This is a genomic window from Trichocoleus sp. DQ-U1 (assembly GCF_039961925.1).
Lineage (GTDB): Bacteria > Cyanobacteriota > Cyanobacteriia > Cyanobacteriales > FACHB-T130 > FACHB-T130.
The window spans coordinates 80,120-95,196 of sequence record NZ_JAMPKB010000005.1; the positions used below are offsets into that span (position 1 = coordinate 80,120).

Annotated in this window: 7 protein-coding genes; 5 read left to right on the forward strand and 2 right to left on the reverse strand. The window is 44.1% G+C overall.

Annotation, left to right across the window (positions count from 1 at the left end):
• Positions 1-86: 86 nt before the first annotated feature.
• Positions 87-521, forward strand: a complete 435-nt coding sequence (locus NDI34_RS03605) for an SRPBCC domain-containing protein (RefSeq protein ID WP_190413358.1) — start codon at positions 87-89, stop codon at positions 519-521.
• Between the two features lie 388 nt (positions 522-909).
• Here the strand turns inward: NDI34_RS03605 and NDI34_RS03610 are convergent, their stop codons facing one another.
• Together NDI34_RS03610 and NDI34_RS03615 are read right to left on the reverse strand one after the other, a co-directional pair.
• The gene (locus tag NDI34_RS03610) at positions 910-1,656 is read right to left on the reverse strand and encodes a DUF6816 family protein (RefSeq protein WP_348231874.1); all 747 of its coding nucleotides are present in this window, start codon (positions 1,654-1,656) and stop codon (positions 910-912) included.
• Between the two features lie 86 nt (positions 1,657-1,742).
• Positions 1,743-2,150, reverse strand: coding sequence for a ChuX/HutX family heme-like substrate-binding protein (locus NDI34_RS03615; protein ID WP_190984526.1), 408 nt, complete (start codon positions 2,148-2,150; stop codon positions 1,743-1,745).
• 743 nt (positions 2,151-2,893) lie between these two features.
• On the opposite strand from NDI34_RS03615, the gene NDI34_RS03620 reads away from it, so the two are divergent.
• From NDI34_RS03620 to NDI34_RS03635, 4 genes are all read left to right on the forward strand, one after another.
• Positions 2,894-5,191 (forward strand): filamentous hemagglutinin N-terminal domain-containing protein, encoded by a 2,298-nt coding sequence (locus tag NDI34_RS03620; RefSeq protein ID WP_348231875.1) that lies wholly within the window; start codon positions 2,894-2,896, stop codon positions 5,189-5,191.
• A 317-nt stretch (positions 5,192-5,508) separates the two neighbouring features.
• On the forward strand, positions 5,509-8,007 hold the full coding sequence (locus NDI34_RS03625) for a CHAT domain-containing protein (protein WP_348231877.1): 2,499 nt from the start codon (positions 5,509-5,511) through the stop codon (positions 8,005-8,007).
• Positions 8,008-8,478: 471 nt separating this feature from the next.
• Positions 8,479-9,252, forward strand: coding sequence for a DUF928 domain-containing protein (locus tag NDI34_RS03630; protein WP_190413370.1), 774 nt, complete (start codon positions 8,479-8,481; stop codon positions 9,250-9,252).
• Between the two features lie 218 nt (positions 9,253-9,470).
• Positions 9,471-15,077 (forward strand): PAS domain S-box protein, encoded by a 5,607-nt coding sequence (locus tag NDI34_RS03635; RefSeq protein ID WP_348231878.1) that lies wholly within the window; start codon positions 9,471-9,473, stop codon positions 15,075-15,077.

Consider the following 15,077-nt stretch of genomic DNA (forward strand, 5'->3'; position numbering starts at 1 on the left):
AAATCCAAAATTGTTCGCTCCTAGCCTAAAGGAGCTGCAAGTTTCCAATTGTACCCAGTTACACTACCGGATTAGCTGCCGCGATAATGGCGAGTCTCTATACCGAAATTGAAATTAATGCTCCTAAGCAGGAAGTTTGGCAGGTTCTGTTGAAAAAAGAAAAGTGGTACAAGTGGAACACTTTTTTATTTGACCTCGACCCAACGGTGCCATTTAAGCAGGGGGAAGAAGTTTTACTCTCTGTGCGGCGCGTACCGGGTGAGGAGGAAACAGAGTTTCAGCCGTTGATTACTAGAGTGCAGTCTGGACTATGCCTCGCTTGGGTTTCCTCGATTCCTGGCTTTAAGAATGAGTATGTCTTTGAGTTGCAAGAGATTGGTATTGGACGGACTAAATACTTCCACCGCAACACGTTCTCAGGGGTGCTGACTCGTGTATTTATGCCCTTCATTCGGGATGATGAGCAGCAAGGCATCAAGCGGATGGCGCGGGAGTTGAAGCGCTATGTGGAACGGATGTAAATTCTGGGGACACCTTGCCTTGGCAATTAAAAATCGCGGTTATATAAAATCAGTCCCCCGTCGCGGACTGATGAAATTAAAACCCGCGCACCATCTGGGTTTTGTCTATATAGCCGCGATTGCTACCCGCTAAGGAAATTCGGTTACAAAAACTGTTACCAGCCCTTTTCTATAAGTTGCTGCCGAATAAGATTGTTTTAAGATAAGACTCCTTCAGAAGCCGTGGAACTCCAACTCCCACGGTTTTTTACTTTATATAAGGTGCGGACTTCTCGAAAGCAAAGAAGTAGGGCTAGATTAGGCAAGCAATTGTCTAGCTTGCTTGTGGAGCCGTCTACCCATGCACCCCGATCTGAAGTCACGTAGAGACGCCATTTATCGCGTTTAGCTATTCAACTGGCAAAAGTTGTAGTTGATAGCGATAAAGTGCAACGGGTCGATCGACAGCTTTGAAATAGTCTGGATCTTGAGGCGAGAGGTAAATTGCTGTTACTTGATCGGCTTCAATGGATGAGTGAATCCATTGATAAGCAGTTGTGGTTTCTACAATATTGAAATACGGCTGAGGCGTGCCGCGAAAGACTTGCTGAGACACTTCTGTGGCAATAAATCGATCTGGGGCGAGTGTTTCGGTGCCTCGACTCGTGACAATTGAGACTAGCTGGCGATCGCCTCGCAGTAAAGTCACCTGACGATTGGGAGAATTGGGATCGACTTTGACCGATAAGATCGCGCGATCGCCTAAATATGCCTTCCCGATACTCAACCCGTTAAACGCCCGATCTGCCACTACCGGCTGATTTTTGCCTTTTGTTGAGACAGTTATCGCGTCTTGATTTTTGAATCGCACGGGGAAACTAACGGGCTGATTCAGCTGGCGACGATTGCTTTCAAACCCAGGCGTCACAATTTCTGGCGCTAAGGGTGCCACTAAATCCACTAACGTACTGGTAACGTTCCAAGTACCTTCCATCCAGTCAGGATAAACTAAGTCGCCCTTCGCGGCGCTGACGGGTGGTTTGCTGTCCCAGTGAGGAAACTGCGCCAAACGGTCAGCCAAACCCCCCGCCTGCGCTTCCCCTCCCCACAGCAGCAACCCCAAAATTAGGAAACAACCCCAAAAGACTCGTCGCATCAAGGTAAGCGAGGGTTTGTTTGTAGGTTTAGATAGCTCTTAAACACAGAAAGATCCTCAATTTACCGAGTTTTCAAACATTTCGACTACACCGAATCAACGGGTACTGGTTCCCAAACTTCTCCATATTTCTCCTGAAGAGACTGCCATGCTTCTACTTGTCCTGGTTCGTATTCTCCTGGTTTTCCCCACTGGAGAAATGCGCTCAAGGCGGGTTCATTTTTTTCATCCAAAAAGCGAATAGCATAGGTAGTAAAGTTACCGCGTTTTGATTCGCCTGTCTCAAATTTTACCTGCTTGATAGCATCCATATTCAGATGAAACTCGAATATGTCGGCGTGCATATTAGCGTACTTACCTTTAGGTAATTCTGCATAAAACACCTTTTTCAGCGGACTGCGTACTTCCAAAACAGCAGCACTGCTGGTCACAATCAGACGCAGTGTTCCTAAATTTTCGCAGGATTCTAAAAATTCTTTCAGATTAGCTTTCATGGTAAATTTGAATGTTGGGAAAGTAAATCTTTGCTAACATTAATGTGACATTAGGATGACTAATTTTCTAATTAATCCTAAGGTTTTTGTTGAAAAAATCATTTTAGATGAATCAATTCTCCCTCCTTTTAAAGTATACAAAATCATCCACGCATCAAATTAGCTATCTATTGAAACTCCGAACAAAGCCAACAAGGAACTAAAACTTAGCACAATTGTTTTCGGTTTTCTTTCTTCCCTTGTTCTAGCTTTTGCATGGGAATGCTTTTGCATTCAGCGCAGCGGCACAGGCACAGTCGATTGTCTCTGCGACCGATGGCACTGGCATCCATATTATACAGAAGGGCGATGTCTTAAAAGACGATTTCCGGTTCACTTCGACATCACTAGCGGAACTCTTTCAGGCGAAAAGACGAATCTCTTTCATAGCTTCAGCCAATTCGGTTTTAGCCAGAACCAAATTGCCAACATTCTCTCTAATCCGTCTATTTATCTTTTGACTAACACAACTTAAACCTCTCCATCTAAATTCCCGTTGTTGTACTCTTTGAGCGCAAATCCCTTTTTTTAATAGGTCATCTATTCAGGAAAACACGGTAATGATAAACTATTTTATAGGAGCTATCCATCCCACATTTTGTATTACAATCTACCTTTCCCTAGAAGTTTAGGGTGTATTTTCCCTAGGGCAAGTTGTAGATCGCGTATACTGTAGGCAAGCGCTACCTTTGAGTTTAAAAACTGTGAGCCAGCCTGGTCATTTTCTCTGGGTGACTGGTACGATTTTCCTTTTATGGTTAAATAATTCTAGCTGCACCTTAGCACAAATTATTCCGGATGCTACGCTGCCAAATAATACTATTACTATCCCAGAAGGGAACGCCATCCGAATTGAGGGTGGCACGCAAGTAGGCGGCAATCTATTTCATAGCTTTACAGAATTTTCTATTCCTATAAATACTGAAGCTTTCTTCAACAATGCCCTAGACACTCAAAACATCTTCAGTCGCATTACAGGTAGCAATCTTTCTCATATTGATGGATTGATTCGAGCGAACGGCACAGCTAATTTGTTTTTTATCAATCCCAACGGCATTACTTTTGGCTCAAATGCCAAACTCAATATAGGTGGTTCCTTTCTCGCCTCGACTGCTAACAGCATTCAATTTAGCAATGGAACTGAGTTTAGCGCTACCAAGCCTAGCGCCCCCCCATTGCTAATGATAAATGTTCCGATAGGCTTACAATTTAACGATTCAAACGCAGGAGTTATTCGCGTTCAAGGATCGGGACACAATTTCAGGTTCGGACAAACAGGCGGACTAGAGCCGAATACGAAAACCGAGGGTCTAGCGGTGCAACCTGGGAAAACTTTAGCTTTAGTCGGGGGAGAAATCGCCTTAGAGGGCGGTAATTTAAAAGCTGAGTCGGGAGCAATTGAGCTTTGGTCAGTTACTCGTGGCTCATTGCCAATGCAAGTCAGCAGCGAACAAATCAACTTCAACAATGAACAACAACTTGCAGAATTAAGAAGTATTAATTTATCGGGTGCTGCTTCAGTGGATAGCAGCGGCGCACAGGGAGGTTCGTTTCAGATACAAAGCCGAAATCTGAAACTAGAACAAGGTTCGCTCATCGTATCCCTCACAGAAGGATCTCAACCGGGGAGAAGCGCCACCATCAATGTTTTGGATACTGTAGAACTGATTGGTAGAACAGCCGATGGCAGAATCGGTAGCGGCTTTTTTGTTCAGACGAATGGTGAGGGAAAAGGCGGCAATTTAACAATTACAACAGATCGGTTGCTACTAAGAGATGGAGCATCCATTGGTATGGGGACTAACGCTTCAGGGAATTCTGGTACCTTACGAGTGCAAGCGAGGAATGTTCTCTTGGGCGGTCTTTCAGCAAATGGATCGCGTCTGACGGGTATTTTTTCTAATCCTACTTTTGCCTCAACTGGAGTTGGCGGTGATGTGATTATTGATGCTAAACAACTATCTCTTGAAAATGGAGCGGTGATCTCTGTGTCTACCTTTGGCGCAGGTCAAAGTGGCAACATAACAGTTCGAGCCAATGACGTACAAATACGAGGAACTTCTGCAACTGGGGGAATTGGTAGCGGTTTTTATGCTAGGACTAGCTTAAGCAATATTGCGAGTTCTCCACCGCCGTTGACGGGAAATTCTGGCAACGTAACAGTAATTGCTAACAGATTGAGCTTTCGGGAGCGGGCAACAATTAATGTTGCTAATTTTGGGAAAGGCAATGCTGGTAATATTAATATTCGCGCTGCCATAGTTGAGCTAGATAATAACTCGATTATTAGAGCGACTCAGCGACAGGCGGAACAGGGAAATATTACGATTGAATCTCAAGATTTGCGATTGTGGCGCAACAGCCTAATTACGACTGATGCCAGTAACATCATCCTGTTTGATACGGGTCAGACAATTGCAAATAATGATATCAGTACCAATGGTGGCAACATCATTATTAATACAAAAACGTTAGTCGCGTTAGAAAATAGCGATATTACTGCCAATGCTCAACAAAGCTTTGGGGGTCAAGTAAGAATCAATGCTAGCGGCATCTTTAAAACTTCAAATAGCGATATCACCGCCACTTCTAGTCGAGGAACTCAGTTCAGTGGGATTGTCCAAATTAATACTGCTGATGTGAACCCTTCTTCTGGCTTAGTTGCACTACCAGAAAATTTTACTGACATTAGCAAACAAATTTCCCAAGGTTGTTTGGCTTCTAGGGGGAATAGTTTTGTTGTCACTGGACGCGGCGGTTTGCCAGCAGATCCCAATGAAACTTTGTTAGGAAGTACAGTATGGCGGGATTTGCGCCTCCCTAGGGGTAATACCTCCTTACCTGTCCCCGTTTCCAAGACTGCCTCTGCACGTACTCCAATGGTGGAGGCAACTGGATGGGTAAAAAATTCTAATGGTGAGGTAGAGTTGGTTTCCAAATCTATCAATGGTGTGGCTCAAAGTTCCTGGGATGAAATTGCTAGTTGCAGTGTTTCTAAGTAATATAACAATCTTCAATTATTCATGGAATCTTCCGTCTCTTTTCTTTAGTGTCCTTTGCGGTTTATTAAATTTTAAAACTAACTTTAGATTGCTAGAGAATTATTGCAAAAGAATTTTTATCTTTTGAACCGCAGATAAAAACAGAGAAATATGAATAACCCTTTAATTTTGCAAAAACTTTTATGCTAAAAATAAGGTGGCTTATAAAAAGTATTCATTATCGGATTTTGCTAAGCTTGTTGACACTTTTTTTGGTGATAGCATTTTTACCGGCACTAGCGCAGACTAATCTTAAATTTTCTTATTTTGATTCACAATTGGTATCAATTGTTAAAAATATTCCGGATTCTGATGCTCCTTCAGAATCTAAACAGAATGATGCCTTTGTACTAGAACAAGGCAGAACCCTGTATGAAGCAGGACGATTTGATGAAGCGATCGCATTCTGGCAACAAGCGCTCGAAAACCTTGAGGCGCAGGGCAATCGCCTCCACGCTGCCCTCGTTTTAAGCTATCTATCGAACGCTTATCAAGAATTGGGTCAATGGGAGCAAGCGAAAAACGCGATCGCTCAAAGTCTCAATTTATTGCAAACCCAACCCGATGCAGCCGCTCTTGCCCAAGTTTTGAATACTCAAGGAAGTCTCCAGCTAGCAATGGGGCAAACTGAAGCGGCTTTAGATACATGGAAACAAGCTGAAAAAGCTTACGCTTCAGCAGGCGACGACGTTGGGAAATTAGGCAGTTTGATAAACCAAGCTCAAGCTTTGCAAGCATTAGGACTCTACCGACAAGCTAAAACAAACTTAGAACAATTAAATACTCAGTTGCAAAACTTGCCAGATTCCTCGCTTAAAGTATCAGGATTGCGAAGTCTGGGAGTTACCTTACAAGTAGTCGGAGATTTAACTCAGTCCCAGCAGGTTTTAGAACAAAGTTTGTCACTCGCCCAAAGGCTAAACTTTCCCTTAGAGATTAATGCCAGTTTATTTAGTTTGGGAAATACTCTTAGAGCTTTACAAAAACCGAGAGAAGCGCTGGAAATCTACCGAAAGATAGTAGAGAGTTCTCCCAATTTTTTAGTTTTAGAAGTCCAACTGAACCGATTAAGCCTTTTAGTAGAAACTGGACAACCAGCCGCAGCCCAAGCATTATTACCCCAAATCCAGTCTCAATTAGAAAGTATCTTACCTAGTCGCGCTGCTGTTTACAGTCGAGTGAACTTGGCTAGAACTCTCATAAAATTGGGAAATCGGGAAGAGCGATCGCAGATGGTCAATTCTCAAGAGATTGCTCAGATATTAGCAAAAGCTGTCGAACAAGCTCGAATGCTTAAAGACTCGCGTGCTGAATCTTACGCGCTGGGTCAACTCGGATACCTGTACGAACAAATGCAGCAATGGAAACCAGCAGAAGATCTGACGAGACAAGCACTCGCGATCGCGCAAGAAATTAATGCTTTTAGTATTGTGGCTCGTTGGGAAGGACAACTCGGCAAACTTCTCAAACAGCAAGGCGATATTCCGAATGCGATCGCGGCTTACACCAAAGCTGTTAATACCTTACAATCCCTCCGCAGCGACTTGATCGCGCTGAATCCCGACGTTCAACTTTCCTTTCGCGAAAACGTCGAACCCATTTATCGTGAGTTAGTAGAGTTACTGTTAGAATTTAATCCCAGCCAAACCAATATTAAACAAGCTCGCGAAGTCATTGAAGCGCTACATCTAGCAGAATTAGATAACTTTTTTCGAGAAGCTTGTTTAGATGTTCAACCCCAGCAAATCGATCAACTCGATCCTCAAGCAGCAGTCATCTACCCCATTATTTTGTCAAATCGTTTAGAGGTAATCTTATCTTTACCCGGAAAACCTCTCAGCCATTACTCGACTAGGCTAGTGAAAAATGATATTGAAGAAACGCTGGAGCAGTTATTAGAATCTCTTAATCCATTTTTTTCAAGTGAAGCTCGTTTGCGTCTGTCTCAGCAAGTTTATCGCTGGTTAATCCAACCTGTTGAAACAGAATTAACCAAAAGTAATATCGCCACTTTAGTATTTGTGCTAGACGGTTCGTTGCGAAGTTTACCAATGGCAGCGCTGTACGACGGTAAACAATATCTCATTGAAAAATACAATATAGTAGTAGCTCCGGGTTTACAGTTGGTTGCACCACGAGTGGGAAGTGCGTCGTTAAGCCAGTTACTTGCCCAAAAGCGAAACAAAATTTTAGCAGGCGGAATTACCGAAGCTCGACAAGGTTTTCCAGCATTGCCAGGAGTAGGAGCTGAAGTCAGCCAAATCGCGTCGGAAGTTCCTTCCAAAGTATTTATAAATGAGGATTTTACCGAAGTAAACTTACAAAACTATCTGAATAAAAATTCTTTTACGGTTGTTCATTTAGCTACTCACGGGCAGTTTAGCTCTAGCTCAGATTCTACATTTATTCTGACGTGGAATGGTAGGATAAATGTCAAAGAATTCGAGAATTTATTACGTTCTAGAGAGCCGAGTACTTTTAATCCGATTGAACTATTAGTTCTGAGTGCTTGCCAAACTGCAACTGGTGATAAGCGAGCGGTATTAGGATTAGCAGGAGTAGCCGTGCGGTCTGGCGCACGCAGTACTTTAGCAACTCTCTGGTCAGTGCAAGATGAATCCACTGCTAAGCTTATGGGCGAATTTTATCAGCAACTCTTACAAGGAGAAAGCAAAGTTAAAGCCCTTCGTCAGGCACAGATAGCTCTGCTAAAACAGCCAAAATATGCTCATCCTTTTTACTGGTCATCTTTTATTTTAGTAGGAAGTTGGCTTTGAATAGGTAGGAGTTTTCAGTCCACTTACTTCGCAATTTTTGGAGGTTCTGTTTCTAGGAGGCTAACAGAGAGTTACCCCCAGGTAACATAGCAATCGCAAAACGGTTCGGATAAGATGATTCCTTAAAGAGCAATAGATTAAAAAGCCTCTATAACCCTTGTTCCTAGGCAGCGAAAATTATTGCATATTTCTACTAATCGAACCGTATTGATGGCAATCCTATTGGAGTTATGAGCTAGCGGTTCAGATTCCGAACTTCTTAACCAAGTCGGGAATCTCGCATTCACGAACCCTTTATCTGCCTATTTTTAGCCTTAACTTTCGATAGAAACTCTAAAAGTCCATAAACATGATTACTGTTCGCTGGGGAACTTCTTACAACAACCAAGTATTTCTACTGAAGAAATCTACGTGTTATTACAGTAATAATTAGGTGTAAATTCAGTACAATATTTTTTTTGAGGTAAGAAAATGGTACAGCACAAATCTTTTACCACTCAAACGCTAGTTGCATTTTTTTTATCACTAGGACTGATTATTGCTCCTAGCTTTTTGACTAAAGCGATCGCCCAATCCGAGTCGGTTAACCAATCTCAAACTCTAGCGGGTACTTCGATAGGTCGCGTAACCTTTGAACCTCCAGGAAGTGGACAACCAGATGACACCGCAGGAGGTGCATCTCGTGGTGATGAATGTCCTCAAGCAGTAATCGCTACAGGCGAGTGCGTGACTCCGCTGGTGCCAATAGCTACAAGCAAGTTGACAGTAGCAGAGCATCCAACATTCTTGGTTTATGTACCTCCAACTTCTGCTAAGGAAATATTTTTTGGATTAGTAGACGAAAATAACAATTTTCATTACCAAGCAAAAATTCCGATTTCGAGTCAAGAAGGCATTCTTAGTTTCAAACTTCCAGATAATGCGCCACCTCTAGAAATTGACAAGAAGTATCGGTGGACTTTTATCATCATTGGCGAACAAGGACTCAGACCCGGTAGTCCTGGGGTACAAGGAGAAATTCGACGAGTTAAACTCACTTCCGAGGTAATGAGCCAGCTTCAGAATCAACCTCTACTAGAGCGTGCTGCTCTGTATGGAAAACACGGGATTTGGTTCGATACCGTAGCAAGTTTAGCTGAAGCTAGACGCTTAGAGCCGAGTGAAGCAACTTTGGCTTCAACATGGCAGGAATTGTTAAACTCGATTGGGCTACAAGCGATCGCTACCAAGCCACTTTTAAACTAGGCTATGGGAAAATCTAAAGTTTTGAGGATTTAAGAGTAGGGCAGAAAAGGATTGAATTAGTTCAGTAAATATACGTAGGACGGAAAGCAGGCGAGTTGAGTCGGATGCTGCCAAATCAAATTCAAGCATCAATCAATTGCCAAAATCGATAAGGGGAATAGGGAAAGAAGAAGCATTTTCCTTTTCCCCTTCCTCTTATTTTTGATGCTCATAAATTAATGGTACAAAAACTTAAAAACCAAGTTCGGCAATGGCGCGGGCTACTGATTACAGCTCCGATTGTGGCTTGCACAGTCATCGCTACAAGTTCTTTAGGCGTACTGCAAATATTTGACTTGGCGATATTGGATCAATTTTTTCGCTGGCGACCTCGCGAACCAATCGATCCCCGTATTGTAATTATTACTATCAATGAATCAGATATTGAAAAAGTCGGACGATGGCCTATTTCTGATGCTCTGTTAGCTGAAGCGATCGCAAAACTGAAAGTTCAGCAACCCAGAGCCATTGGCTTGGATATTTATCGAGATTTGCCAGTCCCTCCTGGTCATCAAGCACTGGTGAAAGTATTTGAATCTACGCCTAATCTAGTGGGTGTCGAAAAAGCGGTAGGAAATCCGGTTGCTCCACCCCCAGCGTTAAATCGTCTGAACCAAGTGGGACTCGCGGATTTGGTGTTAGATGCAGATGGCAAAGTCCGTCGAGGGTTGCTGTCTATTAGAACATCTGATGGTAAAACCCATCTGAGCTTAGGCGCAAAGCTGGCTTTAATGTATCTGGAAAAAGAAAAGATTAGCCTCCAGAGCATTGGTGCTAATAAATTGCGATTAGGGAACGCTGTATTTACCCCATTTACGGGAAATGAAGGCGGTTACGTTCGTGCTAATTCCGGTGGCTACCAGATTTTGTTGAACTACCGGGGGATGTTAGAAAATTTCTCCACGGTATCGATGACGGATGTTCTAGAGAACCGCATCCCGCCCAATCTTTTACGCGATCGCATTGTCTTAATCGGCGCAATCGGCTCTAGCTTCAATGACCTTTCCTTCACCCCTTATAGTAGTAGTCTCTTTGCGACTCCCAAACGATTACCGGGCGTCGTCATTCATGCCAATTTAATCAGTCAAATTTTGAGTGGTGCTTTAGAGGGTCGTCCTTTGATCCAGGTTTGGTCTCAACCAAAAGAAGCCTTATGGATTTTGATCTGGTGTTTCATTGGTGGTGGAGTGAGTTGGACGTTACTTCGCTTCAACCCCTTTAAACAAAATGTTGCTGCCAGATGGATCGTCTCTGGGGTTAGCATTTGCTTAATCGGGGGAATTCTGACGGGTGGCAGTTACCTAGCTTTTTTAGCCAGCTGGTGGCTCCCTGTCGTTGCCCCGCTAATCGGCATGACTGGCTCTGCGGTTGCGCTTATCGCTTATCGCAGTCTGGAAGACCAGCACATAGCAAACCTGGAGCGCAAACAAGCAGAAGCCGCGCTGCGGGAAAGCGAAGCGAAGTTTCGCCATCTCGCGGAAAATGTACCGGGCGTAATTTTCCGGTACATCCTCCATCCAAACGGCAGCCATGAGTTTACTTACATGAGTTCTGGCGCTCGTGATATCTATGGATATGAACCAGAAGCGATCGTCCAAAATCCTCAGATTGCCTGGAATGCAGTGCATCCCGATGACCTGCTTTTGCTAAATGAAACCATCCTAGTTTCTGCTAGAGACTTGCAGCCTTGGTACTGGGAAGGTCGCATTACCTCGCTTTCTGGTCACTTGAAATGGGTGCAAGCCACTTCTCGCCCGGAACAGCAAGCCAATGGTGACATTATTTGGGATGGCTTGCTCGTTGACATCACCTCGCGCAAGCAAGCAGAACATCTGCTAGCCGACTACAACCGTACTTTAGAAAGCCAAGTACAAGAGCGCACTGCTAAACTAGCCCAAACCAATGCCCAGCTAGAGCAGGAGATTGTCGAACGAAAGCAGGTAGAAGCAGCCTTGCACCAGAATGAAGAACGAATGCAGGCGCTTTTGAGCGCGATTCCCGATGCAATGTTCCGGCACCGGATAGACGGCACTTATTTAGACGTAAAAGCAGGCGAAGAAGCCTTTCAGATGCTGCCTGAAGCTTTAATTGGCAGAAATTTATGGGATTTACCGTTGCCCGAACAGGTTAAAAATGACCTGCTAGAGTATTTTCGGGTAGCAGTTGAAACCGGAGAGCGACAAACCTACGAACACGAGGTGGAAAAACCCGATGGCATTCACAACTACGAGACACGCATCGTCAAAAGTGGTGCTGATGAAGTGGTTTGTATCGTGCGGGATATCACAGAACGCCAGCGTTTCACGGCTGCTTTAGAGGAAAGCGAAGAACGCTATCGTTCAGTCGTGACAACGATGGCAGAAGGCATTGTTTTGCAGGATGCCAACGGTGTTATCCATACCTGTAATGCCAGTGCTAACAGAATTCTCGGCTTGTCTCGCGAGCAAATGATGGGGCGAACTTCCCTCGATCCCAGCTGGCGAGCCATTCGTGAAGATGGTTCGCCTTTCCCAGGAGAGGCACACCCAGCAATGGTGACGCTACGAACTGGCGAACCTTGCTCTGATGTAGTGATGGGAGTTTACAAGCCAGATGGTAGCTTAACCTGGATTTCTATTAACGCCCAACCTCTATTTCGGGCTGGCGAATCTCTGCCGTATGCAGTGGTATCTTCATTCGCGAATATTACGGCTCGCAAACAGGCAGAACTGGCATTAAAAGAAAGCGAAGCCCGTTTTCATGGGTTCATGGATAACAGTCCGGCGGCTTCTTGGATCACGGATGAAAATGGGCGAATTGTTTTCTCTAGCAAAACCTACCGCCAGATACTCCAAATCCCAGAAGGCTATGTAGTTGGAAAAACTGTTACAGAGCTTTATAGTGATGAATTCGCGCAACAGTATCTGGAAAACATTCGGAAAGTCATCCAAACGAATCAGTCAGTAGAGGCGATCGAACAAGCTCCCAGAAAGGACGGCACAATCGGGGATTTTCTGGTATACAAGTTTCCGCTGGCGAACCTCTCTGGAGAACGCCTTGTTGGAGGTGTGGCGATTGACATCACCGAGCGCAAACGGGCAGAGCAAGCGCTCAAAGAGAGCAACGAACGTTTTGAGCTAGCGGCATCGGCAATTAAAGGATATGTTTACGACTGGGATCTGAAGCAGAATATTGTTCTGCGGACGCAGGGACTCTATGAAACGAGTGGATACCGTCCCGAAGAAGCCGGACTCACAGGTCAGTGGTGGGTTGATCGCGTCCATCCGGAGGATTTGCCGCAGGTTTCGCGAACGTTTTCCCAGGCGATCGCTCATCAAAATGAGTATATGCTTGAATATCGGTTCCGTCACCGAGAAGATCGCTACACTCACATGGTGGATTATGGGGTGGTTGTGCGAGGCGCAGACGGACAGGCACTTCGAGTTGTCGGTCATGCTATCGATATTAGCGATCGCAAACGAATAGAAGAAGCTTTACGGGAGAACGAAGCTCGCTTGCGAAGCCTTGCCGATAACCTTCCCGGTGCGGTTTTCACCTACACTTACTGTGCTGACGGCAGACATTTTCTAGACTACATCAGTGAAGGGTGTGGCGAACTTTTAGGGATTTCCGCTCACGAGGCGATGGAAAATTTCTCTGCCATATTAGCTCGATATCACTCAGAAGACCTCCCTGGTTATAACGCCGCTTTAAAAATCAGCCTCGACAATTTAATGCCTTTCTATTATGAGTGGCGGTATCTACACCCAGATGGGAGCGCTCGTTGGCTGGCAGCTAGCTCTCGTCCGGAATCCCAAGCTGATGGCAGCATAATTTGGCGGGGGGTACTTCTAGATATTAGCGATCGCAAAATTGCTGAAGAAGCTCTTCGGCAGCAACAAGAATTCCTGCGAAAGGTAATTGATAATGACCCCAACACCATTTTTGTAAAAGACTGGGAAGGACGCTTTGTGCTGCTTAACAAAGCTGCTGCCAAGCTCTACAACACGACTGTCGAAGAACTGGTGGGTAAACGGGATGTAGACTTCCATCCATTCTTAGAGGATGTTGAGCATTTCCTCCAAGAAACCCGCTCTATCATTGAAACGGGTCAAGCCTTATTTATTCCCGAAGAAAAAGTGACAGGCGCAAATAACCAAGATAAGTGGTTTCAGTGGCAAAAGATTCCTCTGCATCCACCTGCAAGTGATAAAATCTGCGTTTTAGGAATCGGAGTCGATATTACCACTCGTAAAATAGTAGAAGCTGAACTTGAACGAGCCAAAGAAGCTGCTGAGGCTGCTAACCGCGCCAAAAGCATCTTTCTCGCCAACATGAGTCACGAACTCCGAACCCCCCTCAACGCCATCTTAGGCTTTTCCCACCTCATGAGTCGTGCCCCCAATCTTTCAACAGAACAGCAAGAAAATCTCACTATCATTCGCCGCAGTGGAGAACATCTGCTGACACTGATTAACCAAGTCCTTGACCTGTCCAAAATTGAAGCTGGACGCATGACGCTGAGTGAAAATAACTTCGATCTTTACAGCTTGCTAAATGATGTCGAAGCGATGTTTTCTTTGAAAGCTACAGAAAAGAGCTTAAACCTAAAATTTGATTGTGATATTGATGTTCCCCGATACCTCCGCACAGATGAAGTCAAGTTGCGTCAAGTGTTGATTAACCTACTAAGTAACGCCGTTAAATTTACCGATTCCGGAACAGTCTTAGTTAAAGTGAAATTAGGGACAACAAATTCCGAATTTCCTTCTTTCTCTCCCCTTTCCTCAATTATTTTTGAAGTTTCCGATACGGGAGCCGGTATTGCTTCCGACGAACTTGACAAAGTATTCAAACCTTTCGAGCAAACAGCCGCCGGTCAACAAGTACAAGAAGGAACTGGCTTAGGATTGACAATTAGCCGTCAATTTATCCATTTAATGGGAGGTGAAATCACCCTCATTAGTGGTGGCAAAGTTTTCACTCCTGGAACCCCCATCAGGGAATTTAGTGACGATACAAGTGCTTTATTTGCAAAGGGAACAACGTTTAAATTTAACATTCAAGCAAATATTATTGCTACCAGCGAGATTGCAATCCCCCTCCAAAACCGCCGCGTTATTGCACTCGCACCCCAGCAACCTCGCTATCAAATACTAATCGCAGATGATAGCGATTTTAATCGCCAACTGCTGCTTAAACTCCTCCAGCCTCTTGGCTTTGAATTACTAGAAGCCTCTAATGGCAAAGAAGCATTAGAAATCTGGGAACGTAGTTCACCCCATCTAATTTGGATGGATATACGAATGCCGATAATGGATGGCTATGAAGCCACTAAACAGATTAGAAAACGAGAGAATCAGAAACCTTCAGTTCAAAAGACATTAACCAATTCTCGTACCGCGATTATTGCCCTGACTGCCAGCGCCTTAAATGAAGATCAAGCATCTGTTATTGAAGCTGGCTGTGATGATTTTATTCGCAAACCTTTTCGAGAAGAAGATATTTTTAATGCTCTCCACAAGCATTTAGATGTCTCTTTTACTTATGAGGAAATGGCTGCTACATCTGAGAAAAAAATACTGGAACTGCCAGTCTTAAATACTGCCGACTTGGCTGATTTACCTAAAAATTGGTTAGAAGATTTCTATCAGGCTCTTGTTGAGGGAGATTTAGAAATTATCGCTACACTGATTGAGGAAGTGCATCCCAAAAATGATGTTTTGTCAAAAGCTTTAATGACATTAGTTAATCAATACCAATTCGACCAATTGTTGATATTGATTCAATCTGTGAAAGACTTATAA

What these genes read in the sequence shown, in the direction of transcription:
- NDI34_RS03605 (WP_190413358.1), top strand. Translation starts at nt 87, where the DNA reads ATGGCGAGTCTCTATACCGAAATTGAAATTAATGCTCCTAAGCAGGAA.
- NDI34_RS03615 (WP_190984526.1), bottom strand. Translation starts at nt 2,150, where the DNA reads ATGAAAGCTAATCTGAAAGAATTTTTAGAATCCTGCGAAAATTTAGGA.
- NDI34_RS03630 (WP_190413370.1), top strand. Translation starts at nt 8,479, where the DNA reads ATGGTACAGCACAAATCTTTTACCACTCAAACGCTAGTTGCATTTTTT.
- NDI34_RS03610 (WP_348231874.1), bottom strand. Translation starts at nt 1,656, where the DNA reads ATGCGACGAGTCTTTTGGGGTTGTTTCCTAATTTTGGGGTTGCTGCTG.
- NDI34_RS03635 (WP_348231878.1), top strand. Translation starts at nt 9,471, where the DNA reads ATGGTACAAAAACTTAAAAACCAAGTTCGGCAATGGCGCGGGCTACTG.